Here is a 25,048-nt window from a genome sequence, read left to right on the forward strand (position 1 = left end):
GCTCACGTTTTACTGTGAGCGAATACCTACCAAACCCCGCCAATGAGCGGGGTCCTTTTTTGCACAGAGGAATCCAAATGAATACGGCATTTCTGCTTATGGCTCAGTACAACGCCATGGCGGTGATTCCGCTCGATCAAGTGGTCAAGGACTACTTCCCGCACTTGGGAACGCAAAAGTTCCTGCGCAAGATCGCTGCGGGCGAAATCAAGCTCCCTTTGACCCGCATCGAGCCCAATTCACAGAAGGGGGCAAAGGGCGTCCATCTCACCGATCTGGCCACATACATCGATGCTCAACGAGCAGCCGGTGTAAAGGAATCGAAGCAGCTAAATGGCGAACGGGTGCAACAATAAAGCAACATGCAAAAAGAGAATCCCCATAAGTCTTTGTACTTATGGGGATTTTTTGCGTTCGTCTGTCCGATCCATCATCGGCGCGACGGACATGCGCCAAGGGCTGTGGGAGAGAGAATCAGTCATGGTGGTTGCGCGGCCAATGCATGGCCCAAGAAGGGGTGGCGTGCAGTTGAGGCAGGAACTCATGCAGGCAATGGTGTATTTTAAATGTTGCGCCACCCGGGCGCTGACCGGCCTCAAAAAGGCCTGCGCATGCGCCTTCTGCCACCCGGGGGCCCAGCTTTGTCGAACGCGGTGGCGCTGCATGTTGGACGCGCGCCGCAGGACGATGCAGATCTGTACGACGAAGACCTGCTGCGGGTCGTACACAAAAGCAAACCGCTGGCGGTGGCTGATCTGGTAGGCCTGGGCGCTTTGCGCGCTAGGGCTGGGCCGCTGCCGCCACGCGCGGCGGCCGGCCGGGTGATTCGCTAGTAGTAGTTCCCCAGCAGCGACCCGACCTCAATGAGCAGCAGCACCGCAAACATGCGCGCCAGACCGCTGAGGTCGGATGCGGGGCCCAGGGTCTCGTTGCGGTCCATGCCGTAAGGCCGGTACATGGCCGATGCGGTGGGGATCAACGCCACGGCCAGTCCGAACAGCACGGTCTTGAGCCCAAACAGCCAGGTCACCATCGGTGTGAATACACTGGCAAACATGCGCGTGTAGAGATCAAACCCGACCCAGCTGAGCCCATAAACGCTGAAATACACCATGACCAGCGACACCACGCAGGACAAGGCCGCCAACGTGATCGAGGCATACATGCTGGCCACCACCAGCGGCAGCATCTCGGTGCGTACGGGGTCATAGCCGTGTTGGCGCAGACGCTCAAAATGCCCGTCCTCACGCATCTTGGCCAAGGAGGCACCCGCAGGGATGGAGCAGCGCATCGCCACAAACAGCGCGGCCGTCAGCGGAATCAGCTCCAGCACCAGCACGCGGATGACCATCTCGACGGCCACGCGCGAGAGGCCATAGCTGGTCGCGGTAACAAAGACGATGCGCGCCACCACCAGGCACAGCAACGCGGCCAGTGCGGTAAAGCCCAGCAGGATGGGCGCCGTGTCGACATACATGCGGCGCATCAGGCGCGCGCGCGTCTGCGGGCCATAGCTGCTGGGTGACATCAGCATCACCAGCACCACGGCGCCCAGATAGAAAATGCGCCACCAGGCCACCGCCCAGCGGCGCGCGGTGCGCCAGGTCCGGTGGGGCCATTGGGGTTGGAGCAGACTTGCCAGCATCAGGCGATCATAGGCGATAGATGCCAGCATGGGCAGTGTTCAGCAGCATGCCGGCAGCGCCCAGCATGGCCGCCGCCCGCTGCTGCAGCAGCTCAGGACTTCTGGCGCGCCTTCCAGTCCTGCACCGCCTTCAAGGTCTGCTGCACGTGTTCCAGCGGATCGCTGCCCTCATGCGCATAGATCACCTTGCCGTCCGGAGCGATCACATAGGAAATGCGCGATGCTGTTCCGGGCCGTGCGGCCGAGCCCGCGTCATAGGCCTTGATGGCCTTGGCATCGGGATCGGACGCAACGCTGAACTGGTCGCGGCAGGCTTCGCTGGAGAAGCGCTGCATCGTCGCGATGTCATCGTGCGAGATGCCGACGACCTGGGCACCGGATGCCGCAAAAGCAGGCGTGGCTTCGGCAAACGCATGCGCCTCGATGGTGCAGCCCTGGCTGAAGGCCTTGGGGAAGAAGTACAGGACCACGGGGCCGCGCTTCAAGGCGTCGGCCATGTCAAAACGCTGCACCTTGCCGGCCAATGCCGACTGGGTGCTGAAGAGCGGCGCCTGGGCGCCAACAGCCAGCGCCGCATGGCTGGGCAGGCTGACCAAGGCCGCACAGCCCATGACTACCGAGGCCAGCGCCCCCACGAATTTTGGTTTCATAGTCGATCCTTCTGTTGTCACTGTTGTCATCTGCATACGCCCAAGGCGGGGCTGTCAGCCGCTTGTCATGTTTTGCATGCTGCAACCTGCCTGCGCAACATCGCCCAACACCACAGCCCCTAGAATATGCCACCTGGCGTGATGGCATGCATCATCACCCCTTTGACCGTTTATGCAACTACCTCCTTGGCCGCCTCTGCGAAAGCCATGCGAAGGTGTCACTCTCAAGGAGACAACACAATGATGAAACAGATTCTGCAATGCGCCGCTGTGGCCCTTACGGTGGGTGCAGCATCGGGTGCCATGGCCCAGGGCCCGGGGCAGACTACCCCGGCAGCAAGCCCGTCCGCATGGTCGTGCCCTTTCCGCCAGGCGGCGGCACCGATATCCTCGCGCGCATCATTGCCCAAAAGCTCAGCGAGCAGAACCACTGGACCGTGGTGGCTGACAACCGTGCGGGCGCCGGCGGCACCATCGGTATCAGCGAAGTGGCCAAGGCCCAGCCCAGCGGCTATGACATCGTCATGGGCCAGAAGGACAATGTGGTGCTGGGCTACTACCTGTACAAGGGCCTGCCCTGGAACCCCGGCAAGGACCTGACGCCCATTGCCCATGTGGCCTATTCGCCGGTGATCATCGCCACGTCGGAAAACAGCAAATTCAAGACCTTGAACGATGTGATCGCAGCAGCCAAGGCCGATCCCGGCAAGATCACCTACGGCTCTCCCGGCAATGGCACGAGCATCCACATCGCCGGCGTGCTGTTTGAGAAGGCGGCCGGCGTCAAGCTGACCCATGTGCCTTACAAGGGCTCCAACCCCGCGCTGCTCGACACCTTGTCCGGCAATGTCGACCTGCTGGTCTCTTCGGTGCCCTCGGCCATCGGTCAGATCAAGGCTGGCAAGCTGCGTCCGCTGGCCGTCACCTCGGCCAAGCGCAGCACGTCGCTGCCGGATGTGCCCACCGTCGCGGAGCTGGGCATGAAAGGCTTTGATGTGAGCACCTGGTATGGCCTGTTTGGCCCCAAGAACCTGCCCGCCCCCATCGTCAGCAAGCTCAACACCGAGGTGAACAAGCTGCTGGGCCAGAAGGAAGTGCAGGATTCCATCCTGGCCCAGGGCGCCGAGCCGCAAGCCATGTCGGTGTCTGACTTTGACAAGTTCTTCCACAAGGACTTCCAGGATGCCAAGGCCATCGTCGAAGCCTCCGGCGCGACCATCCAGTAATCCGAAGGCTTCGGCGCGACAAGGGCACCTTGCAGGTGCCCTTTTTTGTGGCCACGCCCAGTGGCCCACGGCGCTGCAGGCGCTCAGGCGCCGTCGCCCTGGAATGCCCCGCGCCGCAGGGTCACCACCAGCGTGTCGCGGTGGCCGGCGGCCTCGCCCAGGGGCTGGATCGGCGTGCTCTCATGGATCATGCGGGCATCATCGAGCAGCATCAGCGACCAGGGCTCCGTCAACGTAAAGCGCAGGCCTTGCGGGCCCTGCGCATCAAACACCCGGGTCTCCCCGCCTTTGATGCCTTCGCGTGCCACCAGAAACACCGCCACCAGGTCCACGCCATCGCGGTGCGCGCCTTCGGGGGTGGGCCGGCCAATGCCTTCGGCGGTGTCGATGCGGAACTGGTGGGCCTCGGTGTACCAACGCGCATGTTCAGCGCTGGGAAACAGCGCCTGCGCCGTGTGCCCCAGCGCCCGCATGATCTGGCTCCATGCCGGCAGCGCCTGCGTGGTGTCCGTCACCGGTTCAAACCAGCGCTGCATGCCGCCATGCAAGGCGTTGTATTCCACCGGCTGCCAGTGGGCACGGTGGGCCACCGCCTGCACCTGGTCATCCTGCACCACATAGCAGGAATGGCGGCGCTTGCGGTACCGGCCGCCATCCTTGAGGTACGCATCGTCGGGCATCGCCTCCCAGTGGCCGCTGAGCGCCGCCAGCTCCTCTGGCTGGCAGGCGGCCCACTGTGCAACCGCTGCGGGGCTCAGCACCGCATAACCATAGGCGCGCAAGGTGCCGTCTACTGTGTCGGCATCGCAATAGGGAGGGGGAAAGGACTGCATGTAAAACTCCGTCAAGCGGGCGAGCTTACGGCGGTCTCAAAAGCATTGCGTGCTACACAACTTTGGGCAGCGCCGCAGCACTGCCCGCTGGTATGCCGTGGCACGCGCATGGGGCCCGGTTCGCGCCATCCCTGTCGCCGGGCGGCGCGCGCGGTCTTACTGGCGCACGACCAGCACCGGGATCAGGCTGTCGCTCAGCACCCGCTGGGTCACGCTGCCCAGCACCAGCTTTTCCAGGCCCTTGCGGCCATGCGACCCCATGACGATCAGGTCGGCACCGGTGGTTTTGACGGCTTCCATCACACCGTCGTGTACGGAGTGGCCTTCACCCATCACGGTGTCGACGGGGATACCCGCTTGCTCCATCGCGGATTTGACGGCGTCGAGCGCGGTGTGCGCATCGGCCGTGGCGGCCGACAGGTACTGCGCCTGGCCATAGGCAAAATCGGCGCCCACGCCGGTAAAGGGATAAGGATCGATCACATAGACCGCCGTGACCTGGCTGCCAAAGGCCTTGGCAAGACCGGCGGCCTTGTTGACTGCGAGCATGGAGGTGGCAGACCCATCGACCGGCACCAGAATATGTTTGAACATAGTGTCACTCCTTTTAGTTGTTCCATGCATAACTTACTCTAAAACGCATGCCCCGGCAAACGGACGCGCACCGGTTGCGCGGCAGCGCCCTGCGGTGGTTGCGCAGGGTTTGCGCTGCATCAAAGGGTGGCTGGGCCCGCTGCCTGCGCCGCATAATGTCTGCTCCGCCCTGCTGGGCACCTACGCCTCTTGAAACCATGACAACACCGCTGCGCTCTCTTGGTCGATCCCCTCTGCAGGTCTCTTCTCTGTGCCTGGGTGGCAATGTATTTGGCTGGACGGCCGACGAGGCCACCAGTTTCAGGCTGCTGGACGCCTGGCTGGATGCCGGCATGAACTTTGTCGATACCGCTGACGTGTACTCGCGCTGGGCGCCAGGCCACAGCGGTGGCGAGTCCGAACGCGTGCTGGGCAAATGGCTGCGCAGCTCGGGCAAACGCGCGCAAGTGGTGCTGGCGACCAAGGTCGGCAAGGACATGGGCGATGGCAAGGTCGGCCTGCGCCCGGAGTACATTCGCCAGGCGGTCGATGCCTCACTGCAGCGCCTGCAGACCGACTACATCGACCTTTACCAATCGCATGACGACGACACGCAGGTGCCGCTGGCCGATGTGATGGGCACCTTTGGCGAGCTGATCGCCGAGGGCAAGGTGCGGGCGGTAGGTGCCAGCAACTACAGCGCTGCACGGCTGGCAGAGGCGCTGCAGACCAGCGAACAGCATGGTCTGGCCCGCTATGAGAGTCTGCAGCCGCTCTACAACCTCTACGACCGTGCCGTGTTTGAGAAAGAGCTGCAGCCGCTGTGCGTTGCGCATGGCGTAGGCGTCATCAATTTCTACAGCCTGGCCGCCGGCTTTTTGACCGGCAAATACCGCAAGGCCGAAGATGCCAGCAAAAGCCCGCGCGGCGCCAAGACCACCCAGCTCTACCTCAACGACCGGGGTCTGCGCATTCTGGCTGCGCTGGAACAGGTCAGCGCCCGTGTCGCTGCACCGATGGGCGAAGTGGCTGTGGCCTGGGTCATGCGCCAGCCGGCCATTGCATCGCCGATTGCCAGTGCCAGCAACCTGGAGCAGCTGCAGTCGCTGATCCGCGCCAGCCAGTTGCAGCTGGATGCCGATGCCATGGCCACGCTCAACGCCGCCAGCGCCGAGGCTTGAAGCCCCTGGGCTAGACAGGCTAGGCCAGCAGAGCCGGCAAAATCTGCGCCGAAGGCAGGCGCCAGCACTGGTCAGCCACGCTGTCCAGTTCGGTGGGCTCGGGGTTGATGACCACCACATGGGCGCCACCGCGGGCCGCAATATGGGCCAGGCCAGCCGCAGGGTACACATGGCCAGAGGTGCCAATCACCAGCATCAGGTCACAGCCCTTGGCCGCATCTTGCGCCTGCTGCAGCTCGGCCTGTGGCAGAGCTTCGCCAAACCAGACGACACCCGGGCGCAGGTAGTTGCCACAACCAGGGCACTGCGGCGGCGCATCGCCTTCGGTGAAACGGGCATCGCAACAGGCCTTGGGCGGCAGCAGCCAGCGGTTGTCCATCAGGTTGCCGTGCAGGCACAGCACCGGCCTGCTGCCGGCACGTTGGTGCAGGCCATCCACATTCTGTGTGACCAGGGTCATCCGATCAGGATGGCGCGCCTGCCATTGCGCCAGCGCCATATGGCCGGCATTGGGCATCACCCGGCCGATGAGATCACGGCGGTACTGGTACCAGTCCCAGACCCGCTGCGGATGGGCCAGAAAACCCGCCTCGCTGGCCATCTCCTCCGGTCTGAACTGGGCCCAGTAGCCCGTCTGCGCATCCCGAAACGTGGGAACACCCGACTCGGCACTGGCCCCCGCGCCCGTCAGCACCAGCACATGCCGCGCGTTTTGCAAGCGCTGTCGCAGGCTGGCAATTTCTGTATCAGCAATAGGCGGGCCTGCGGGCGCATGCAAAGAGTCAAAAGTCATATATGCCAAGTCAAACACGGAGTGCCCAGCATACGGCAAGCCGCAAGCACTGCCGCCGCACTGCGGCTTGGTGTTGGATGCCACCGCAATGCGACTTACATTCTGAAACGGCCGCTGCCATTTGGTGATGGACAGATGCCCGCGCCAGCGCCCAGAATGGCTGACCATAACAAGGAGACACAGATGCAATTCATCCCCTATCTGAACTTCGATGGCCATTGTGCCGAGGCCATGGCTTTCTACGCCCAGCTGTTTGGCGGCCAGATCATGCACCAGATGCGCTTTAGCGACATGCCACCCAGCGAAGGCATGCCGCCGCTTCCGCCTGAAGCGCAATCCCGGCTGATGCACGCGCATCTGCAGGTGGGCAGCCAGGCCATCATGGCCTCGGACACGATGCCTGCAGTGCCAGGCGGCGGTCCCGAGACCTGTGGTGGCGGCTATGTCAAACCCCAGGGCATGTGGGTGTCCATCGGTGTGGACTCCGCAGCCGATGGCCAGCGCATCTTCAACGGCCTGGCGGACGGTGGCCAGGTCGCGATGCCCTTCTCCGCCACCTTCTGGTCACCGGGCTTTGGCATGGTGACCGACCGTTTTGGCACGCCGTGGATGGTGAACGTCCAAACGCAGCCCGCTGCCTGATCCCGCTGTCTGAGGCCCAACCACCGAACCGAGCCACCCACCATGTCTGTACAGCCCCATCTCCATGATCTGGTACTCAGCCGCCAGATCAACGCGCCCGCCGCCACCCTCTACCGCTGCTGGACCGAGCCTGCACTGCTTAGCCAATGGTTTGTGCCCAGGCCCTGGACGATTGCCAGCGCCGACATCGATGTGCGCGTCGGCGGCGGCAGCCAGATCGTCATGTGCGACCCGCAAGGCAACGAGTACCCCAATGCCGGCGTGTACCTGGAGGTGGTGCCGGACCGCAGGCTGGTCTTTACCGATGCCTACACCGCTGGCTGGGTACCCAGTACCAAACCGTTCATGACGGCCATCATCGAGTTTGAGCCCGATGGCGGCCAGACCCGCTACACCGCTACCGTGCGGCACTGGAGCGAAGAGACCCGCAAGCAGCATGAGGCCATGGGCTTTCACACCGGTTGGGGCTTGGCCACTGACCAGTTGGTGGCCCTGGCTGCCACGCTGTAGCCAAGGCGTGGCCGCTGCCGTTGCCATGTAGCGGCTATGCATCACAGCGCCGTTGGGCGCCAAGGAGACCCCCATGCCCTATGTCGATGGATTTGTAGTGCCGGTGCCCCGCGCCAAGCTGGATGCCTACCGTGCCATGGCCGAGGCAGCCGGCAAAGTCTGGATGGAACATGGCGCACTGCAGTACTGGGAATGTGTGGGCGACGATGTGCCCGATGGCGAAGTCACCTCGTTCCCGATGGCCGTCAAGCTGCAGCCTGATGAGGTCGCCTGCTTTTCCTGGATCGTCTACACCTCACGCGCCGAGCGCGACCGCATCAATGCCGCGGTGATGGCCGACCCGCGTCTGGCCGACATGCAACCTGCGAACATGCCGTTCGATGCCAAGCGCATGATTTTTGGCGGCTTTACACCGGTCGTGCAACTGGGAACCTGATAGCCCCGGCCCCGGCCCGGCCAAGCCAGGCTGAGCGCCGTCAGCCCAAAACCCCGGCCATCTCGGCCCGCACCAGCAGCCCTTTCAAGACCTCGCTCTTGCGCAGCTGCAGCTGGCCCTCATAGCCCTGCACAATCTGCTGCGCAATCGCCAGGCCCAGGCCCGTGCCTGCGACCGTTTCGTCAAAGCGCTTGCCCCGCGCACCGGCCGCCTGCATCTGTGCGCCCGTCATGCCCGGACCATCGTCCTCTACCTGCAGCACCAGGCCCTGGGTGGCGCTGCCCTGCACCGTCAGCCGCACCTGGGAGGCAGCCCACTTGCCGGCGTTGTCCAGCAGGTTGCCCAGCAACTCTTCCAGATCGGCGCGCTCACCCCGCCACCACAAGGCGTTGTCCGCTTCCACCAGCTGCCAGTCCAGGCCGCTGGCCTGGTGCAGCTGGCGCAGCATCGCCAGCATCTGCCGCGCGCAGGCCAGCACGTCGATCGGCAAGCCCGCGCTTGCGCCATGTACCAAGGTCGCATCGCTGAAGGTACGGGCCTGGTAGCGGTCAATCAGCCGCGCCATCGCCGTGGTCTGCTGCTGCACCAGCTGCGCTGGTACGGTTGCGCCGCTGCCGGCATGGGCCATCAGCAGCGATAAGGGTTTTTTCAGCGCATGGTTCAGGTCGGCCGCGTGCGAGCGCGAGCGCTCCACCACCTGGGTGTTGCGTGCCAGCAAGGCCGCCAACTCCTGCTGCAAGGGCTGCAAGTCCGTGCCCAGCGGCAACTGGGCAATCTGCTCGGTGGCAGACGGCGCCCCTGGCAACGGCTTGCCCAGGCCGGCAATCACATCGACCAGGCGCTTGAGCGGGGCCAGGCCCACGCGCAGCTGCAGCCAGACCAGCGCGCCAATCAGCAACAGCAGCACCGCGCCGGTGACTCCTAGGATCTGGTCGATGCGGCGCAGGCTGGCCATCAATGGCTGCGCGGGACCAAAGACCTGCAAATACATCGGCGCTGCGCCTGCGCCCAGTGGCACCGGAAAATGCTGCACCAACAGCGCCTCCCGCTGTGGGCCGACCGCCTGTTGCAGGCGTTCGCTGCCCCACAGCCCGCCCTGCTCCACCACCAGGTCCGGCTGGTCCCACAGCGATCGCGAGCGGGCCAGCACTACCGGTGCAGCCGCCGTGCGTAACTGCGCAGGCGCCTGGCCCTGCAGCTGCCAGTACCAGCCTGAGAAAATGGCACTGAACTCGTCACTGCCGCCGGCTGCCTCCTGCACCTTGCCATCGGGCAGCAACGCCAGACGGGCGTTGATGCGCTCGGATTTCTCCTCCAAGGTACGCGACATGCTGCCCAGCAGGCTGGCATGCACCTCGTAGCGCAGCCACCATCCGCCCAGCACCATCACCAGCAGGCTGGGCACGATGACCAACGCAGCCATGCGCGCAGCGAGCGACCAGCGCCGCACATGCGGGCGCCGGGAGGCAGGGCTCAGAGGCAAGACCATGGTGCTGGGCATCGGCAGCGCTAGCTGGGCGCGTTCAGGCGAAAGCCCTGCCCGCGCTCGGTTACCAGCAGATCGGACTGGCGCAGCTTGCGCCGTATGCGGCCGATCAGCACGTCGATGGTGTTGGAGTCCGGGTCCAGATCGCGGGCATAGACATGCTCGCTGATCTCGGTGCGCGTCAGCACCCGGTTGGGGTGGTGCATCAGATAGGCCAGAATCTTGTGCTCCTGCGCCGTGAGCTGCAGACTCAGGCCCTCCTGTGAAAACCGGCCTGCCGTCACGTCGTATTCCAGGCACCCCGCCCGCAGCACCGTGGCAGCACTGCCCGAGGTGCGGCGCAGCATGGCGCGCAGGCGCAGTACGACCTCATCGAGCATGAAGGGCTTGGTCAGGTAGTCATCGGCGCCTGCACCAAATCCCGCCACCTTGTCGCTCCAGCGGTTGCGGGCGGTCAGGATCAGCACGGGCCACTGGCAGCCCGCCTCGCGCCAATCGCGCAACACCGTCAAACCATCGCGCTGGGGCAGGCCCAGGTCCAGCACGGCTGCATCGTATTGCTCGGTGCTGCCGGCAAAGGATGCGGCATCGCCATCGGCCTCCACATCGACCGAAAAGCCAGCACGCACCAGCGCCTGCTCCATCTGTGCCGCCAGTTCGGCATCGTCTTCCACGACCAGAATGCGCATCGGCAGTCAATCCTCTATTTTTTGCTTGAGCACCTGCAGGCTGCGAGCGTCTACCTTGAGCTTCAAGGTGTTGCCGTTGCCCTGCAGCAACTCGATGTCGTAATAAGAGCCCTGGCTCTCGTCATGCTCCAGCTCCACCTCCAGCACCTGGCCAGAAAACCGGGGCGCCAGCGCGTGCAATACCTCGTCCACCCGCTTGAGCGGCGCCGGGTTGCGGGCCTTGGCCTGGGCGGATGACAGCACCTGGCCAGTGGCCGCATCCATCACCAGCTTGCGGTAGCCCTGCTGGTCCGCGCTGAGCTTGATTTCATAGACGCCCCGGCCCTGGCTATCGCGCTCGAACTCCACATCGGTGATGCGGCTGGTGTGCTGCTGGGCCAGTTTGGCCAGGTACTGGGCCAGCTCCAGCATGCCCAGTGCCTGCGAGCGGTCCTTGGCAACTTGCTGCACGGTCTGGCCGCTGGCCGCGTCGATCAGCAGCTCTTGCTTGAGGCCCTGGTGGTCCACCAGCTTGATCTCGTAGCGCAGCTCGCCCTTGGGGCCGCGCTTGGTCTCGACATCCACCACGCGGCCGGCCTGGCTGGCGGCAATATCGCTCAGGATGGCCGACAGCGGCTTGTACTGGCCGGTGGCTACCGCCGCACGCACGGCATCATGCTCGGCGGCCTGGCTGGCGCCGCCCAGCAGCAAGTTGCCGGCCAGCGACCAGGCAGCAATGCAAGAAAAGCGGGGTGGAATTTGCGCCATGGCTGGCATTATGACAAGCGCGATTAAACAGACCATGAACGGCCGCTTCACACTGCGTTTAGGGCCGTTTTTCAATACTTCAGTCCATGACGAATCAGCCACCTGCTGGTTTGCATGCCACAACATTGAAGGGATTGAACCATGAAGAAGACCACCATTGCCTGGATCCTGGGTGCCGCCAGCGTCGCTGCCAGCCTGCCGTTTGCCGCCCAGGCCTACAACGCCCAGGAAGTGCTCAACAGCATCACCGCCAGCGGTCTGGTTGCCCCCCAGGACCTGGAAAAGCAATACGGTTACTGGACCGCGAAGGCCACCCAGCAGGACGGCAACCGCGCCTATGTGCTGGTGAACGATGCTGACGGCAGCCTGCTGGCCATCCGCAAGGCCGAGCTGGGCACCACCTACCCAGGTGCGAGCCAGGTCACTGCCAAGCTGCAGTCGCTCGGCTATGGCCAGATCAAGGAGGTGGAGTTTGACGATGGTTTCTGGGAGGCCAAGGTGCGCGGCGCCAATGGCATCAAGCAAAAGCTGGTGCTGCACCCGGTAAGCCTGGAGGTGCTGTCCCAGCCCGGCCAGCCTGCCCCCAACCCGGGTGCCGGTGCAGGCAGCGCCATGCTGAGCGCAGCGCAGATCCACCAGCTGCTGACCCAGGCGGGCTATACCCATATCCGCGACCTGGAGCTCGATGACGGCATCTGGGAAGCCGATGCGATCAATGCCCAGGGTTTCCGCGTGGAGCTGAAGATCCACCCCGAAACCGGTGTGGTGCTGCGTGAAAAGCTGGACGACTAAGCCGCCCCCACAAAAGCAAAAGGCTGAGCCCGATGGGGTTCAGCCTTTTTTCTTTGGCGCAGCGCCTGGGACGCTGCGCAGCGGGAAGGGGTTGTTAACCCGCCTTGGCAGGCGTGCGCTGGCGCAGCGCTTCATACAGGCAAACGCCGCTGGCCACCGACACGTTGAGGCTGGAGACGGCCCCCATCATCGGGATGCCGATCAGTTCATCACAGGTCTTGCGCGTGAGCTGGCGCATGCCGTCGCCTTCGGCGCCCAGCACCAGGGCCACGGGGCCCTTCAGGTCCACCTGGTACAAGGTGTTGGGGGCGTCGTCGCTGGTGCCAATGATCCAGACATTGCGCTCCTTGAGCTCCTTCAAGGTACGCGCCAGGTTGGTCACCATGAAATACGGCACCGTCTCGGCGGCACCACTGGCCACCTTGGCCACCGTGGCGTTGATGCCCACGGCATGGTCCTTGGGCGCAATCACCGCATGGGCGCCGGCACCATCGGCCACGCGCAGGCAGGCACCCAGATTGTGCGGATCGGTCACGCCGTCCAGCACCAGCAGCAGCGGCGATGTGACGCCGGCTTCTTCCAGGTCGTCGAGCAGCTCATCCAAGGTGCGGGTGTCCTTGATCTCTTCGACGCGGGCAGCCACGCCCTGGTGGCCATGCGAGCCTGCCAGCTTCGCGATGCGTGGGGCATCCGCTTCGATCAGCCGCACCCCCGCCTCTTTGGCGCGCTCAAGGAACTGGCGCATGCGCGCATCGCGGCGCGTGGACTCGAAATAGACTTCGATGATCGATTTGGGCGCAGTCTTCATGCGCACACCAACGGCATGGAAGCCGAACAACACTTTGGGGGATGACATAGGGCAGCATTATCGCTGCTTGCCCATACCCCGGGGGCACAGCGACAATCCTGCGCAAGGGCGACCAGCCGCGCCTTCGCAAAACGGCTCACTCAGCGACGCTCCCAGCCCATGACCTCTACCCCCTCCGCAGCCTTTGCGGCCCACGTGATCGATATCCATGGCAGCGATGGCGCCCAGCCTGTGCCCGATCCCCATCTGCATCCCCTGCCCTTCCTGCAGTACCTGTACCAGGTGGCGGTGCGCGATGCACTGCCGCTCGAAGGCCTGCGCCAGCATTTGCCCGCAGTGCCCAAGGGCCGCACCCTGGTGATTGGCGCGGGCAAGGCGGGCGCGGCAATGGCGCAGGCGATGGAGCAGCTCTGGCCCCCGCAGGCGCCGCTGTCGGGCCTGGTTGTTACCCGCTACGGGCATATACCGCCGCGCCCGCCGGGCCTGGCCCAGCGCATTGAGGTGGTGGAAGCCGCCCACCCCGTGCCCGATGCCGCCGGCCTGCTTGCGGCAGAGCGCATGCTGGCGCTGACTGAGGGGCTGAGCGCCGATGACCTGGTGGTCTGCCTGATCTCGGGCGGCGGCTCCGCGCTGCTGACCTTGCCGGCCGAAGGCCTCAGCCTGGCCGACAAGCAGCGCATCAACCGGGAGCTGCTGGAGAGCGGCGCCCACATTGGCGAGATGAACTGCGTGCGCAAGCACCTCTCGCGCATCAAGGGCGGGCGCCTGGGTGCCGCCTGCCACCCGGCGCAGGTGGTCAGCCTGCTGATCAGCGACGTGCCTGGTGATTCGCCCGCCATCATCGCCAGCGGCCCCACGGTGCCCGACCCCAGCAGCTGCGCCGATGCGCTGGCGATTTTGGAGCGCTATGCGATTGCGCTACCCGAGCCTGTGCGTGCAGCGCTGCACAGCGGCGCGCTGGAAACCCCCAAGCCCGGCGACCCGCGCTTTGCCGGCCACCAGGTGCAACTGATCGCCACGCCGCAGCAGTCCTTGCAGGCAGCGGCCGCTGCCGCACGCGATGCCGGCATCGCCTGCCATGTGCTCAGCGACGAGATGGAGGGTGAATCGCGTGAGGTGGCCAAGGTGCATGCGGCGCTGGCCCGTGCCGTGGCCTTGCATGGCCAGCCCTTTGCACGGCCATGTGTGATTCTGTCTGGCGGTGAGACCACCGTGACGGTGCGCAAACCGGCCGACGGCGCCGCGCGGGGCCGGGGCGGCCGTGCGGGCGAGTTCTGCCTGGGCCTGGCCCAGGCGCTGCAGGCCGTGCCCGGCGTATGGGCGCTGGCCGCTGATACCGATGGCATTGATGGAGTGGAAGACAATGCCGGCGCCGTGGTGACGCCGGACACCCTGGCCCGGGCCGCTGCGCTGCAGCTCAAACCCGCCGCCTACCAGCACCGCAATGACAGCTATGGCTTTTTTGGCCCGCTGGGCGACCTGGTGGTGACCGGCCCGACCCACACCAATGTGAATGATTTTCGGGCGCTGCTGGTGCTGCAGCCGATGGATGCCGCGATGAAAAAAGCGGCCAGCTGACGCTGACCGCTTCGTCATCGTTTGCCTGGCTCAGCGGCTGCCAAAACGGCCACGGCAACCGCGCGTGACCCAGATGCGGCGCGCGCGGTCGTCATAGCCCCAGGTGTAGCCTTCGCGGCAGCTGTCGCTGGACAGCTGCTCCAGCAGCACCGGGCGGCCCCAGCGCGCATTCCAGTCGCAACTGTTGTCGCGGCGGTCATCGCTGCTGCAGGTCAGCTCACGGCCCTGGCCATAGCCGGGGTTGGGCCGGCCACCACCGTAGCCGCTGCTGATTGCAAAGTCGGCACGGCAGCCACGGCTGACCCAGACCGAATCACCGCTCTGGCCCCAGCTGCGGCCCTCATCGCAGCGCGAATCCGAGAGCTGGCGGGCGACCTCGACCCGGGCACCGCGTGGAATCGCGCACTCGCGCATGCGGCCGTCATTGCTTTCGCAGCGCACCAGCTGGTTGCTGCCGCCGCCTCCCCAGCCACCGCCACTCCAGCCGCCACCACCTCGGCCATCGGCAAAACGGGCGCGGCAGCCGTCGGTCACCCAGACCACGCCTCCGCCACGGTGGCCCCAGCTGCGGCCTTCCACGCAGGAGGCGCTCGACAAGGTCTCGCTCACCACCGGGTCGCGGAAGGGGGTGCGGCATTCGCGCGTGCGTCCGTCCTGGCTCTCACAGGTCACCTCACCATCGCGCCCGTATTGCGCCTGCGCCGCAGGGGCGATGGCCGCCAATGCCAGTGCCAACGCGCCCAGCGCGGCGCCGCTCCATGTCGTTGTCGCCATTGCTCTCTCCTCGTTGTTGTCGTCGATGGGGGCCAAGGTTAACCCGAAATCAGCGGCGGTTTTGTAAGCCAAGCCAGCAAAAAAGGCGAGCCGTCGCTCGCCTGGGTCACGGTGGGTTGCCACCCAATGACGCTCAGGGCATCACCGGCGGAATATAGGCCAGCGTCTGGCCCAGGAACCACAGCAGGAACAGCACCACCGGGATATGCACCAGCAGCTGCACAAAGGTGAAGCCGATCAGATCGCGTGCCTTGAGACCCAGCACGCCCAACAGCGGCAGCATGTAGAAGGGGTTGATCAGATTGGGCAAGGCCTCGGCGGCGTTGTAAATCTGCACGGCCCAGCCCAGGTGGTACTGCAGGTCGTTGGCCACCTGCATCACATACGGTGCCTCGATGATCCACTTGCCGCCGCCCGAGGGGATGAAGAAGCCCAGGATGGCCGAGTAGACGCCCATCAGCAGCGCATAGGTGTCATGCGTGGCGATCTGGGTGAAGAAGGTCGAGATGTAGTGCGCAATCGTATGGCCATCCACGCCCTTGACCTCGGTCATGATCGCGGCAATGGAGCCATACAGCGGGAACTGGATCAGCACACCGGTGGTGGTCGGCACGGCGCGCGCCACCGCATCCAGAAAGCTGCGCGGGCGCCAGTGCAGCAGGGCACCCACCATCAGAAAAATCAGGTTGTAGGTGTTGAGGCCCGAGATGGCCTGAATCGCCGGCTTGCTGGAGAACTCTTCCACCATCCAGCCGACCGCCAGCAGCACCAGAAAAATGATCAGGATCGGGCTGTGCTCCAGCCATTCACCGGGGCGGGTGGGCTTGGTCACCGGTTGCGCTTCGGCGCTGATGTCCACCTGGCAGGCGGCGGCATCCTTGGCGTTGGCAGCGCCGGGCGCCGTCACGTAGGCAATCACCAGCGAGATCAGCACCAGCGCCAGCAGCATCACGCCCGATTGCCACAGAAAAATCGTCTCGGTGAACGGGATCACACCGGTGATCGCCAGGATGGACGGCGGCAGGCTGGCCGGATTGGCCTGCAGCTGCGCTGCCGACGAGGAAATGCCCAGCGCCCAGACAGCGCCCAGGCCCAGGTAGGCAGCCGCACCGGCGGCGCGGTAATCCATTTTCAGATCGGTGCGGCGGGCCAGTGCCTTGACCAGCAGGCCACCAAACACCAGGCTCAAGCCCCAGTTGAGCAGCGAGGCGACCATCGAGATCAGTGCCACCCAGGCCACCGCGCTGCGGCCATTGCCCGGCACCTTGGCCAGCGCTTCAATCAGCCGCGATGCAGGCTTGGAGCTGGCCACCACATAGCCGCCAATCACCACAAAGGCCATCTGCATCGTGAACGGGATCAGGCTCCAAAAACCCTTGCCAAAGGCCTTGCTGGTCTCTTGCACTGGCACACCGATGGCCAGCGCAGCCAGCACCACGATCGCAATACCCACGACCGCAAACACCCAGGAATCGGGAAACCACTTCTCGGCCCAAGCCGCACACCGCATCGCAAACCGCGCCGAACGGCTCTCTTCCAATTGCACCGACATAGTCACCTTTCTGTCTCTCGTTAAATTCAAAGCGCGGCGATCTTCTCACGCGGGCAGGTCAATTTCGTTAAGTGCGACTACGTACCGCCATGCGAAATAGTCAGAGTGGCGAAGGGATGGCTGCCGTGCAGACGCAAAAAAGCCCCCTGCACTGCAGGAGGCTCGTTGGGGAGTGCGAAGCGGGTTAAAGCGCGATCAGACCCGCTCGGCCACCCAGGCCTGAACGCCCGCCAGCGCTTGCGCCAGGCCGGCCGAGTTGGTGCCGCCAGCCATCGCCATGTCTGGCTTGCCGCCGCCCTTGCCGCCCACTTGCTGGGCGACAAAGTTCACCAGTTCACCGGCCTTGACCTTGCCAATGCTGTCCTTGGTCACGCCTGCGGCCAGTTGCACCTTGTCGCCGTCTACAGCCGCCAACACGATGGCAGCGGTGCCCAGCTTGTCCTTGAGCTTGTCCATCGTGTCGCGCAGCGCCTTGGCATCGGCGCCATCCAACGTAGCGGCCAGCACCTTGATGCCCTTGACGTCCACCGCCTGGCCGGCCAGCTCATCGCCCTGGCTCGAAGCCAGCTTGCCCTTGAGCTGCGCCAGCTCCTTCTCCAGCGCCTTGATCTGGTCGAGCGCGCCACCGATGCGGTGGTTCAGCTCGGCCACAGGCGCCTTCAACGTGGCGGCGGCTTCGTCCACGGTCGATTCCAGCGACTGCAGGTAGGCCAGCGCGTTCTCGCCGGTCACCGCTTCGATACGGCGCACGCCAGCGGCCACGCCGCCTTCGGCGACGACCTTGAACAGGCCGATATCGCCGGTGCGCTGCACATGGGTGCCGCCGCAGAGTTCACGGCTCGAACCAATATCCAGCACGCGCACGGTCTCGCCGTACTTTTCGCCAAACAGCATCATCGCGCCAGTCTTCTGCGCGCTCTCGATGTCCATCACGCGCGCGCCGGTTTCAGTGTTTGCCAGGATCTCGGCATTCACGCGCTTTTCGATCTCGCGCTTTTGCGCATCGGTCACCGGGCTGTTGTGCGCAAAGTCAAAACGGGTGCGTTCTGCGTTGACCAGGCTGCCCTTTTGCTGCACGTGCTCGCCCAGCACTTCACGCAGCGCCTTGTGCATGATGTGGGTGACCGAGTGGTTGCGCATGGTGGCGGCGCGCAAGGCGGTGTCCACCTCGGCCTGCACTGCATCGCCCACCTTGAGGCTGCCCGCAGCCAGCTGGCCATGGTGGCCAAACACATCGGCCTTGATCTTCAGCGTGTCTTCCACGACAAAGCGGTTCGCACCGGCCGAGATCACGCCCTGGTCGCCCACCTGGCCACCCGATTCGGCGTAGAACGGGGTGGTGTCCAGCACCACCACGGCCGTCTGGCCCGCTTCGATCGCGTTGACGCTGCTGCCATCGACATACAGCGCCACGACCTTGGCGGGCTCGCTCAGTTGCGTGTAGCCGGTGAAGGCATTGGCTGCGCCGGTGTATTCGAGCGCGCGGTCCATCTTGAACTTGCCCGCTGCGCGGGCCTGGCTCTTTTGCTGCTCCATCGCTGCATGGAAGCCTGCCTCGTCCACGCTCAGGCCGCGTTCGCGCGCCACGTCGTTGGACAGATCCAGCGGGAAGCCGTAGGTGTCGTGCAGCTTGAAGGCCACATCACCGGGCAGCACCTTGGCGCCACCGGCCAGCGCGCTGTCCAGGATGTCCATGCCATTGGCCAGGGTCTCGAAGAAGCGCTCTTCCTCGACCTTGAGCACCTCAGTGATACGTGCTTCCTGCTCGCGGATCTTGGGGTAGGCATCGCCCATGACGGCGACCAGGTCCTTGACCAGCTTGTGGAAGAACGGCGTCTTCTGGCCCAGCTTGTAGCCGTGGCGGATCGCGCGGCGGATGATGCGGCGCTGCACATAGCCCCGGCCTTCGTTCGATGGGATCACGCCATCGGCCACCAGGAACGCGGTCGCGCGGATGTGGTCGGCGATGACCTTCAGCGATGGGGTTTCCAGATCATCGATATGGGTCTCGCGTGCAGCGGCCTTGATCAGTGCCTGGAACAGGTCGATCTCGTAGTTGCTGTGCACGTGCTGCAAGATAGCGGCCAGGCGCTCCAGGCCCATGCCGGTATCAACGCAAGGGGCGGGCAGCGGCTTGACCGAGCCGTCTTCGGCCATGTCGAACTGCATGAACACGTTGTTCCAGATTTCAATGAAACGATCACCGTCTTCATCGGGCGAGCCTGGAGGGCCGCCGGCAATGTGCGGGCCGTGGTCGTAGAAGATCTCGGAGCAAGGGCCGCAAGGGCCGGTGTCGGCCATCATCCAGAAGTTGTCGCTCTTGTAGCGGCCACCCTTGTTGTCACCGATGCGGATCACGCGCTCGGGGGGCAGACCGATTTCCTGGGTCCAGATGTCGTAGGCCTCGTCGTCCTCTTCGTAGACGGTGGCCAGCAGCTTCTCGGCCGGCAGCTTGTAGACCTCGGTCAGCAGCTCCCAGGCCCACTTCAGCGATTCGCGCTTGAAGTAGTCGCCAAACGACCAGTTGCCCAGCATTTCGAAGAAAGTGTGGTGGCGCGCGGTGTAGCCCACGTTTTCCAGGTCGTTGTGCTTGCCACCGGCGCGCAGGCAGGTCTGCACGCTGGTCGCCCGGGTGTAGGGGCGCTTGTCGGTGCCCAGGAACACATCCTTGAACTGCACCATGCCGGAGTTGGTGAACATCAGCGTGGGATCGTTGCCCGGCACCAGCGGGCTGGACGGAACAATGGTGTGCCCCTTGGACGCGAAAAAGTCCAGAAAGGTCTTGCGGATCTCAGCGACGGAAAAAGTGGGTGTACTCATGGTGTGAAGCGGTGGTGGCGCCTGCCCGGCTTCCGTTGAAGCGGTGCGGGCGCGAATCTTCCATTATAGGGTTTGGTCGTTACCAGAGGCGCAGCCCGTACCAGGCCCTGCGCTGCGGTTTACTGGGGCACGGGCAGAGGAGCCGCCTTGCGCTTGCCCTCGTGCTCCTTCATGCGTTTTTCATGGGCCTCCAGCCGCCGCTGCGCGGCCTGCTGCTTGGCATCGTATTCTTCCTGGGCTTCACTGATGTTGTCGGGGCGCTCTGCATTCTGGCGCTGCTGCGCGCGCTGCTTGCTGTCGAGCTTGCCCGCCTGGCTGGTAGCGCGGCGGGCAGCGTCCTGCTCGCGGCGCTGCTGCTGCTCGGCCATACTCTCGGCATTGCGCTTGGGCGCATGGCTGCTGCGCTGGGCAGCCTGCTCGTCATGCTCCTTCTGGCGCTGTTCCAGATCGGGCTGATTCAGCGCACCACCATCCAGTGTGGGGTGCTTGCGCTCAAAATCGTTTTGCTTGGACGCACGCGAAGCACGCTGGTTGGCGGTTTTCTCTTCGCGCTCCTGCGCGTTGATGGCGAGCTCGCGCTGGCGCAGCGCGCGCTCTTCGGTGTTGTACTGGCTGCGCACCTTCTGCAGGCAGTCCGTTACCGCAAAGTGCTGGTAGCAGATCTTTTCGTTGTTGGCCAGACGCGCTTCGCTGTCCTTGCGCTCCTGCGAAATCTGGGCACGCGCCTGCGTGCGCTCCTGCGCATTCGAGGTCTTGCCAGAGGCCGCATGGGCCAGGCTGCCGGCAGTCAGCAGCAGCAACAAAGTCAGGGTGTTCAAACGAGGCATGGTGCCCTCTCCTGTCAGGTCAGCGCAGTGTCGACCACGCGCCGCTCCAGCGACAAATACTCCTGCGACTGCATCTCGTTGAGGCGCGAGACGGTGCGCGGAAACTCATGGGACAGCGGCCCTTCGGTGTAGAGCTGCTCCGGTGGCACCGCCGCCGACATGATGAGCTTGACCCGGCGGTCATAGAGCACATCGACCAGCCAGGTGAAGCGGCGGGCGGGCGAGGCCATGTTGACGAACATCTGCGGCACATTGGACAGCAGCACGGTGTGGAACTGGGTGGCCAGCTCCAGGTAGTCGTTCTGCGAGCGCGGATTGACGCAGAGCTCATGGAAATCGAACCAGATCACGCCGCCCGCACGCCGGCGCGGCTTGAGCTCGCGCGACTCGATCTTGAACACCGGCTTCTCGTCGGGCACTTCGGCGAGCTGGCCAAAGGTCTGCTCCATCGCCGCATCGGCCTCGGGCCCCAGCGGGCAATGGTAGAGCTGGGCCAGCTCCAGTGCGCGGCGGCGGTAGTCCGTGCCATTGTCGACGTTGATCACATCCATGCGCTCGTTGAGCAGATCGATGGCCGGCAGGATGCGGTCGCGGTGCAGGCCGTCGGGGTAGAGGCCATCGGGCGTGAAGTTGGAGGTGGTGACAAAGCCCACGCCGTTGTTGAACAGCGCCAACAGCAAGCGGTAGAGAATCATCGCATCGGTGATGTCCGCCACATGGAACTCATCAAAGCAGATGAGCTTGTACTTCTTGGCGATCCTGGCGCCCAGCACATCGAGCGGGTCCTGCGTGCCCTTGAGCAAGGTCAGCTCGCGCTGCACCTCGCGCATGAATTCATGGAAATGCAGACGCACCTTGCGGCGCAGTGGCACGGCATTGAAAAAGCAATCCATGATGAAGCTCTTGCCGCGCCCCACCCCGCCGTACATGTAGACCCCGCGCGGAATGTCGGGGTGGTTGATCAGCTTCTTGATCGGGTTCGAGCGCTTGTTCTTGTACTGCTCCCAGGCATCGGCACAGCGCTGCAAGGCCTCCACCGCACGCATCTGTGCCGGATCACTTTGAAAACCCTTGGCCTTGAGTTCGGCCTCGTATGCATCTCTTACCGCTGTACCCATGGGTGTCTCAATCTCTTGTTGCTCTAAGAACCTGTTGACGGTCTTCTAAATGACATAGCCTCTGGCGCAGAACCCATCTGCACTAGAGGCTATTTTCACCTAAATCTTCAGGATCAGAAGTTCAGGGTGCGCTTGTCCACGGCCAGTGCCGCTTCCTTGGTCGCTTCCGACAGCGATGGGTGGGCGTGGCAGATGCGGGCGATGTCTTCGCTCGATGCCTTGAACTCCATCGCCACCACGGCTTCGGAGATCAGCTCCGAGACCATCGGGCCTACCATGTGCACGCCCAGGATTTCGTCGGTCGTGGCATCTGCCAGGAACTTGACCATACCGGTGGTGTCGCCCAGCGCACGTGCGCGGCCATTGGCCAGGAACGGGAAGGTGCCTGCCTTGTAGGCGACGCCGTCGGCCTTGAGCTGCTGCTCGGTGCGGCCCACCCAGGCGATTTCAGGGCTGGTGTAGATCACCCATGGGATGGTCGCAAAGTTCACATGGCCGTGTTGACCGGCAATGCGCTCGGCCACGGCAACGCCCTCTTCCTCGGCCTTGTGGGCCAGCATCGGGCCACGTACCACATCGCCCACTGCCCACACGCCGGGCAGGTTGGTCTTGCAGTTCTCGTCGACGACAATCGCGCCACGCTCGTCCAGCGCCAGGCCCACGGCTTCGGGGTTCAGACCAATGGTGTTGGCCACGCGGCCGATGGACACAATCAGGCGGTCCACGTCCAGTTGCTGGGCTTCACCCTTGGCGTTGGTGTAGCTGATCTGCACACCCTTCTTGTCGGCCTTGATGTCGCCGACCTTGACGCCCAGCTCGATCTTCAGGCCTTGCTTGTCAAAGGACTTCTTGGCTTCCTTGGCGATTTGCTCGTCCACGGCAGGCAGGAACTTGTCCATGCCTTCGAGCACCGTCACTTCGGTGCCCAGGCGGCGCCAGACCGAGCCCATTTCCAGGCCGATCACGCCAGCACCGATCAGGGCCAGCTTCTTGGGCGTGGCGCCCAGGCGCAGTGCGCCATCGTTGGACAGGATGCGGTCTTCGTCGAAAGGCGCGCCCGGCAGCGCGCGGGCATTGGAGCCGGTGGCCACAATGATCTGCTTGCCGGTGATGGATTCTTCTTCCTTGCCCGTGACCTTGATTTCATAGCCGCCATCGGCGGCCTTCACGAAGGAGCCACGGCCGTGGAAGAAGGTGACCTTGTTCTTCTTGAACAGGTACTGGATGCCGTCGTTGTTTTGCTTGACGACGTTATCCTTGCGGGCAATCATCTTGGCCACATCCATGCTGACCTTGCCGGTCGAGATGCCGTGGTCCGCAAAATGCAGATTGGCGTGCTCGAAATGCTCGGACGACTGCAGCAGTGCCTTCGACGGAATGCAACCGACGTTGGTGCAGGTGCCGCCCAGTGCAGGGCCGCCGGCTGCGTTCTTCCACTCGTCGATACATGCCACCTGCATGCCCAGCTGGGCTGCACGGATGGCCGCTACATAACCGCCGGGGCCGCCGCCGATCACGACGACATCAAATTGCTTGCTCATGATTAATCCAATGGTGTTAGTTCAAAACTGCCCTGGTGCAATGCCACACCGAAGAGGCCCGTCTTGGTAGTCAGTTGTTCGTCGTTTTGGCGACCGAACGTCAAGGTGGTGCCGGGATGGGTGCGGCAGACGAACATGAAGGAACCGGACTCCAGACACGCAATCTTGCCGCCAGCGCGCATCGCGGCCCAGCCCATCTCTTCATAGCCCCTGGCCTTGAAAGGGATGAGCGGCAGCGGCGCTCCCGGCTCACCGACAAACGAAATGGCCCATTGCGGGCCATTTCCGTCCGCCTTCGCGCCGGGCACCTCCTTGGCGGATGTGATCGGGCGGATGCGAACCTGTGCGGGAGCGGGCACACCACGGCGCGCGGCCTGTGTGCCTGCTGCCCACTGGAAGCGGTAGTCACCACTCCAGCTTTGCGTGGCCACATCCTGCGCAGCAGGACGGGGCAAGGTGCCGCAGGCGCCCAGCACGAGTGCGGACGCTGCAGCCACCAAAACGCGTAGCATCACTGCCCGGCGACCCAATTACAGGTCGAACAGCAGACGCGATGGATCTTCCAGCGCATCCTTCATCGCCACCAGGCCCAGCACGGCTTCGCGGCCGTCGATGATGCGGTGGTCGTAGGACATCGCGAAGTAGTTCATCGGACGCACCACCACCTGGCCGTTTTCGACCACAGCGCGGTCCTTGGTCGCGTGCACGCCCAGGATGGCCGATTGGGGCGGGTTGATGATGGGGGTGGACATCATCGAGCCGAAGGTGCCACCGTTGGAGATGGAGAACGTGCCGCCGGTCATGTCTTCGATGCCCAGCTTGCCGTCAGCAGCCTTCTTGCCGAACTCGGCAATCTTCTTTTCGATGTCGGCGAAGCTCATCTGGTCTGCATTGCGCAGGATGGGCACCACCAGACCGCGTGGCGAGCCCACGGCGATACCGATGTCGAAGTAGCCGTGGTAGATGATGTCGGTGCCATCGACCGAGGCGTTCAGCACGGGGTACTTCTTCAGTGCGTGGACTGCGGCCTTCACGAAGAAGGACATGAAGCCCAGCTTGACACCGTGTTCCTTGGTGAAGTCGTCCTGGAACTTCTTGCGCAGCGCCATCACCGGTGCCATGTTCACTTCGTTGAACGTGGTCAGGATCGCGTTGGTCGACTGCGATTGCAGCAGACGCTCGGCGATACGGGCACGCAGACGGCTCATCGGCACGCGCTGCTCTGGACGCTCGCCCAGGTCCTGGGCAGCGGCGGGCGATGCCACCTGGGGCAGCGACTTGGTCGGTGCGCCGGTGGGGATCACGCCAGCAGTGGACTTGACGCCACCGGCCACAGCGGCCAGCACATCACCCTTGGTGACGCGGCCATCCTTGCCGGAGCCGGCCACGGCGCCGACCGACAGGTTGTTGTCCGCCAGCAGCTTGGCAGCGGCAGGCATCGCGACATCGCCCTTGTTGCCACCGGCAGCTGCAGGCGCAGCGGCGGTGGCTGGAGCGGCAGCAGCTGGGGCAGGCGCTGCGGCTGCAGGGGCGGCAGCGGCGCCGGCCACGGCTTCGGTGTCGATCTTGGCGATCAGCTGGTCAGCGATGACGGTAGCGCCGTCGCCTTGCACGATCTCGGTCAGCACGCCAGCGGCGGGTGCTGGCACTTCGAGTACGACCTTGTCGGTTTCGATCTCGATCAGGATTTCGTCGACAGCAACAGCTTCACCGGCTTTCTTCTTCCAGGTGAGCATGGTGGCTTCAGCGACCGACTCGGACAGCTGGGGGACTTTGACTTCTACGATTGCCATAACAATTCTTTCTGTATTCGTTAAATGCTGAGGT

25 protein-coding genes and 1 pseudogene are annotated in these 25,048 nt (G+C 64.2%); 9 read left to right on the top strand and 17 right to left on the bottom strand.

All coding sequences use genetic code 11. The features are described 5' to 3' along the window. Positions 1-77: 77 nt before the first annotated feature. Positions 78-356, top strand: coding sequence for a pyocin activator PrtN family protein (locus tag MJ205_RS08990; RefSeq protein WP_239812139.1), 279 nt, complete (start codon positions 78-80; stop codon positions 354-356). A gap of 255 nt (positions 357-611) precedes the next feature. Then, a complete protein-coding gene (locus tag MJ205_RS08995; protein ID WP_239812140.1) occupies positions 612-833 on the top strand; it encodes a hypothetical protein in 222 nt (73 codons plus the stop codon). Here the strand turns inward: MJ205_RS08995 and MJ205_RS09000 are convergent. Further along, on the bottom strand, positions 830-1,645 hold the full coding sequence (locus tag MJ205_RS09000) for an MlaE family ABC transporter permease (protein WP_239812699.1): 816 nt from the start codon (positions 1,643-1,645) through the stop codon (positions 830-832). The genes MJ205_RS08995 and MJ205_RS09000 overlap by 4 nt on opposite strands. A 92-nt stretch (positions 1,646-1,737) precedes the next feature. Beyond that, positions 1,738-2,295: a peroxiredoxin gene (locus MJ205_RS09005; protein ID WP_239812141.1), complete on the bottom strand. Its 558-nt coding sequence runs from the start codon at positions 2,293-2,295 to the stop codon at positions 1,738-1,740. A gap of 240 nt (positions 2,296-2,535) precedes the next feature. On the opposite strand from MJ205_RS09005, the pseudogene MJ205_RS09010 reads away from it, so the two are divergent. Beyond that, a pseudogene (locus tag MJ205_RS09010) lies at positions 2,536-3,521 on the top strand (Bug family tripartite tricarboxylate transporter substrate binding protein). An 83-nt stretch (positions 3,522-3,604) separates the two neighbouring features. On the opposite strand, the gene MJ205_RS09015 reads toward MJ205_RS09010, so the two are convergent. Next, the gene (locus MJ205_RS09015) at positions 3,605-4,354 is read right to left on the bottom strand and encodes a 2OG-Fe dioxygenase family protein (protein ID WP_239812142.1); all 750 of its coding nucleotides are present in this window, start codon (positions 4,352-4,354) and stop codon (positions 3,605-3,607) included. Positions 4,355-4,510: 156 nt separating this feature from the next. After that, the gene (locus MJ205_RS09020) at positions 4,511-4,948 is read right to left on the bottom strand and encodes a universal stress protein (protein ID WP_239812143.1); all 438 of its coding nucleotides are present in this window, start codon (positions 4,946-4,948) and stop codon (positions 4,511-4,513) included. A gap of 197 nt (positions 4,949-5,145) precedes the next feature. Here MJ205_RS09020 and MJ205_RS09025 point away from each other — a divergent pair, with 197 nt between their 5' ends. Continuing rightward, on the top strand, positions 5,146-6,108 hold the full coding sequence (locus MJ205_RS09025; protein WP_239812144.1) for an aldo/keto reductase: 963 nt from the start codon (positions 5,146-5,148) through the stop codon (positions 6,106-6,108). Positions 6,109-6,127: 19 nt separating this feature from the next. On the opposite strand, the gene MJ205_RS09030 is transcribed toward MJ205_RS09025, so the two are convergent. Next, positions 6,128-6,901, bottom strand: a complete 774-nt coding sequence (locus tag MJ205_RS09030; RefSeq protein ID WP_239812145.1) for an SIR2 family NAD-dependent protein deacylase — start codon at positions 6,899-6,901, stop codon at positions 6,128-6,130. Positions 6,902-7,084: 183 nt separating this feature from the next. Between MJ205_RS09030 and MJ205_RS09035 the strand changes: the two genes are divergently transcribed. The 3 genes from MJ205_RS09035 (at position 7,085) to MJ205_RS09045 (ending at position 8,489) form a co-directional block, all read left to right on the top strand. Beyond that, complete coding sequence (locus MJ205_RS09035) at positions 7,085-7,543, top strand: VOC family protein (RefSeq protein WP_239812146.1); 459 nt, start codon at positions 7,085-7,087, stop codon at positions 7,541-7,543. A gap of 42 nt (positions 7,544-7,585) precedes the next feature. Beyond that, positions 7,586-8,053 (top strand): SRPBCC family protein, encoded by a 468-nt coding sequence (locus MJ205_RS09040; protein ID WP_239812147.1) that lies wholly within the window; start codon positions 7,586-7,588, stop codon positions 8,051-8,053. A 73-nt stretch (positions 8,054-8,126) separates the two neighbouring features. Beyond that, entirely contained in the window at positions 8,127-8,489 is a 363-nt protein-coding gene (locus MJ205_RS09045) for a DUF1428 domain-containing protein (RefSeq protein WP_239812148.1), read from the top strand. A 40-nt stretch (positions 8,490-8,529) separates the two neighbouring features. Here the strand turns inward: MJ205_RS09045 and MJ205_RS09050 are convergent, their stop codons facing one another. Genes MJ205_RS09050 through MJ205_RS09060 form a run of 3 tightly spaced genes read right to left on the bottom strand, consistent with a single transcriptional unit; the run spans position 8,530 to position 11,411 of the window. After that, positions 8,530-9,978 (bottom strand): sensor histidine kinase, encoded by a 1,449-nt coding sequence (locus MJ205_RS09050; protein ID WP_239812149.1) that lies wholly within the window; start codon positions 9,976-9,978, stop codon positions 8,530-8,532. 20 nt (positions 9,979-9,998) lie between these two features. Then, a complete protein-coding gene (locus MJ205_RS09055) occupies positions 9,999-10,664 on the bottom strand; it encodes a response regulator transcription factor (RefSeq protein ID WP_239812150.1) in 666 nt (221 codons plus the stop codon). A 6-nt stretch (positions 10,665-10,670) separates the two neighbouring features. Further along, positions 10,671-11,411, bottom strand: a complete 741-nt coding sequence (locus MJ205_RS09060) for a PepSY domain-containing protein (RefSeq protein ID WP_239812151.1) — start codon at positions 11,409-11,411, stop codon at positions 10,671-10,673. Between the two features lie 141 nt (positions 11,412-11,552). Between MJ205_RS09060 and MJ205_RS09065 the strand changes: the two genes are divergently transcribed. Then, entirely contained in the window at positions 11,553-12,203 is a 651-nt protein-coding gene (locus MJ205_RS09065; RefSeq protein ID WP_239812152.1) for a PepSY domain-containing protein, read from the top strand. Positions 12,204-12,297: 94 nt separating this feature from the next. Here the strand turns inward: MJ205_RS09065 and rlmB are convergent, their stop codons facing one another. Continuing rightward, complete coding sequence (gene rlmB / locus MJ205_RS09070) at positions 12,298-13,059, bottom strand: 23S rRNA (guanosine(2251)-2'-O)-methyltransferase RlmB (RefSeq protein ID WP_116925577.1); 762 nt, start codon at positions 13,057-13,059, stop codon at positions 12,298-12,300. Positions 13,060-13,170: 111 nt separating this feature from the next. Between rlmB and MJ205_RS09075 the strand changes: the two genes are divergently transcribed. Continuing rightward, positions 13,171-14,589, top strand: a complete 1,419-nt coding sequence (locus tag MJ205_RS09075; protein WP_239812153.1) for a glycerate kinase type-2 family protein — start codon at positions 13,171-13,173, stop codon at positions 14,587-14,589. A gap of 30 nt (positions 14,590-14,619) precedes the next feature. Here the strand turns inward: MJ205_RS09075 and MJ205_RS09080 are convergent, their stop codons facing one another. The 8 genes from MJ205_RS09080 to odhB form a co-directional block, all read right to left on the bottom strand. Further along, positions 14,620-15,363, bottom strand: a complete 744-nt coding sequence (locus MJ205_RS09080) for a DUF3011 domain-containing protein (RefSeq protein WP_239812154.1) — start codon at positions 15,361-15,363, stop codon at positions 14,620-14,622. A gap of 133 nt (positions 15,364-15,496) precedes the next feature. Further along, positions 15,497-16,915 (bottom strand): short-chain fatty acid transporter, encoded by a 1,419-nt coding sequence (locus MJ205_RS09085; protein WP_239812155.1) that lies wholly within the window; start codon positions 16,913-16,915, stop codon positions 15,497-15,499. Positions 16,916-17,110: 195 nt separating this feature from the next. Beyond that, on the bottom strand, positions 17,111-19,735 hold the full coding sequence (gene alaS, locus MJ205_RS09090; protein WP_239812156.1) for an alanine--tRNA ligase: 2,625 nt from the start codon (positions 19,733-19,735) through the stop codon (positions 17,111-17,113). A 119-nt stretch (positions 19,736-19,854) separates the two neighbouring features. Further along, on the bottom strand, positions 19,855-20,562 hold the full coding sequence (locus MJ205_RS09095) for a hypothetical protein (RefSeq protein ID WP_239812157.1): 708 nt from the start codon (positions 20,560-20,562) through the stop codon (positions 19,855-19,857). Between the two features lie 14 nt (positions 20,563-20,576). After that, positions 20,577-21,680: a cell division protein ZapE gene (gene zapE, locus MJ205_RS09100; protein ID WP_239812158.1), complete on the bottom strand. Its 1,104-nt coding sequence runs from the start codon at positions 21,678-21,680 to the stop codon at positions 20,577-20,579. A gap of 113 nt (positions 21,681-21,793) precedes the next feature. Then, positions 21,794-23,221, bottom strand: a complete 1,428-nt coding sequence (lpdA, locus tag MJ205_RS09105; RefSeq protein ID WP_239812159.1) for a dihydrolipoyl dehydrogenase — start codon at positions 23,219-23,221, stop codon at positions 21,794-21,796. A gap of 2 nt (positions 23,222-23,223) precedes the next feature. Continuing rightward, entirely contained in the window at positions 23,224-23,733 is a 510-nt protein-coding gene (locus tag MJ205_RS09110) for a hypothetical protein (protein WP_239812160.1), read from the bottom strand. Positions 23,734-23,751: 18 nt separating this feature from the next. Continuing rightward, on the bottom strand, positions 23,752-25,014 hold the full coding sequence (odhB, locus tag MJ205_RS09115) for a 2-oxoglutarate dehydrogenase complex dihydrolipoyllysine-residue succinyltransferase (protein WP_239812161.1): 1,263 nt from the start codon (positions 25,012-25,014) through the stop codon (positions 23,752-23,754). Positions 25,015-25,048: the final 34 nt, after the last annotated feature.

Origin of the sequence: Comamonas sp. B21-038, assembly GCF_022387135.1 — a bacterium.
Lineage (GTDB): Bacteria > Pseudomonadota > Gammaproteobacteria > Burkholderiales > Burkholderiaceae_C > Comamonas > Comamonas sediminis.

What these genes read in the sequence shown, in the direction of transcription:
- MJ205_RS09065 (WP_239812152.1), top strand. Translation starts at nt 11,553, where the DNA reads ATGAAGAAGACCACCATTGCCTGGATCCTGGGTGCCGCCAGCGTCGCT.
- MJ205_RS09015 (WP_239812142.1), bottom strand. Translation starts at nt 4,354, where the DNA reads ATGCAGTCCTTTCCCCCTCCCTATTGCGATGCCGACACAGTAGACGGC.
- MJ205_RS09080 (WP_239812154.1), bottom strand. Translation starts at nt 15,363, where the DNA reads ATGGCGACAACGACATGGAGCGGCGCCGCGCTGGGCGCGTTGGCACTG.
- MJ205_RS09060 (WP_239812151.1), bottom strand. Translation starts at nt 11,411, where the DNA reads ATGGCGCAAATTCCACCCCGCTTTTCTTGCATTGCTGCCTGGTCGCTG.
- MJ205_RS09050 (WP_239812149.1), bottom strand. Translation starts at nt 9,978, where the DNA reads ATGGTCTTGCCTCTGAGCCCTGCCTCCCGGCGCCCGCATGTGCGGCGC.
- MJ205_RS09020 (WP_239812143.1), bottom strand. Translation starts at nt 4,948, where the DNA reads ATGTTCAAACATATTCTGGTGCCGGTCGATGGGTCTGCCACCTCCATG.
- zapE (WP_239812158.1), bottom strand. Translation starts at nt 21,680, where the DNA reads ATGGGTACAGCGGTAAGAGATGCATACGAGGCCGAACTCAAGGCCAAG.
- MJ205_RS09055 (WP_239812150.1), bottom strand. Translation starts at nt 10,664, where the DNA reads ATGCGCATTCTGGTCGTGGAAGACGATGCCGAACTGGCGGCACAGATG.
- MJ205_RS09045 (WP_239812148.1), top strand. Translation starts at nt 8,127, where the DNA reads ATGCCCTATGTCGATGGATTTGTAGTGCCGGTGCCCCGCGCCAAGCTG.
- MJ205_RS09110 (WP_239812160.1), bottom strand. Translation starts at nt 23,733, where the DNA reads ATGCTACGCGTTTTGGTGGCTGCAGCGTCCGCACTCGTGCTGGGCGCC.
- MJ205_RS08990 (WP_239812139.1), top strand. Translation starts at nt 78, where the DNA reads ATGAATACGGCATTTCTGCTTATGGCTCAGTACAACGCCATGGCGGTG.
- MJ205_RS08995 (WP_239812140.1), top strand. Translation starts at nt 612, where the DNA reads ATGCGCCTTCTGCCACCCGGGGGCCCAGCTTTGTCGAACGCGGTGGCG.
- MJ205_RS09040 (WP_239812147.1), top strand. Translation starts at nt 7,586, where the DNA reads ATGTCTGTACAGCCCCATCTCCATGATCTGGTACTCAGCCGCCAGATC.
- MJ205_RS09085 (WP_239812155.1), bottom strand. Translation starts at nt 16,915, where the DNA reads ATGTCGGTGCAATTGGAAGAGAGCCGTTCGGCGCGGTTTGCGATGCGG.
- MJ205_RS09075 (WP_239812153.1), top strand. Translation starts at nt 13,171, where the DNA reads ATGACCTCTACCCCCTCCGCAGCCTTTGCGGCCCACGTGATCGATATC.
- MJ205_RS09095 (WP_239812157.1), bottom strand. Translation starts at nt 20,562, where the DNA reads ATGCCTCGTTTGAACACCCTGACTTTGTTGCTGCTGCTGACTGCCGGC.
- MJ205_RS09035 (WP_239812146.1), top strand. Translation starts at nt 7,085, where the DNA reads ATGCAATTCATCCCCTATCTGAACTTCGATGGCCATTGTGCCGAGGCC.
- MJ205_RS09030 (WP_239812145.1), bottom strand. Translation starts at nt 6,901, where the DNA reads ATGACTTTTGACTCTTTGCATGCGCCCGCAGGCCCGCCTATTGCTGAT.
- lpdA (WP_239812159.1), bottom strand. Translation starts at nt 23,221, where the DNA reads ATGAGCAAGCAATTTGATGTCGTCGTGATCGGCGGCGGCCCCGGCGGT.
- alaS (WP_239812156.1), bottom strand. Translation starts at nt 19,735, where the DNA reads ATGAGTACACCCACTTTTTCCGTCGCTGAGATCCGCAAGACCTTTCTG.
- MJ205_RS09000 (WP_239812699.1), bottom strand. Translation starts at nt 1,645, where the DNA reads ATGCTGGCAAGTCTGCTCCAACCCCAATGGCCCCACCGGACCTGGCGC.
- rlmB (WP_116925577.1), bottom strand. Translation starts at nt 13,059, where the DNA reads ATGTCATCCCCCAAAGTGTTGTTCGGCTTCCATGCCGTTGGTGTGCGC.
- MJ205_RS09005 (WP_239812141.1), bottom strand. Translation starts at nt 2,295, where the DNA reads ATGAAACCAAAATTCGTGGGGGCGCTGGCCTCGGTAGTCATGGGCTGT.
- MJ205_RS09025 (WP_239812144.1), top strand. Translation starts at nt 5,146, where the DNA reads ATGACAACACCGCTGCGCTCTCTTGGTCGATCCCCTCTGCAGGTCTCT.
- odhB (WP_239812161.1), bottom strand. Translation starts at nt 25,014, where the DNA reads ATGGCAATCGTAGAAGTCAAAGTCCCCCAGCTGTCCGAGTCGGTCGCT.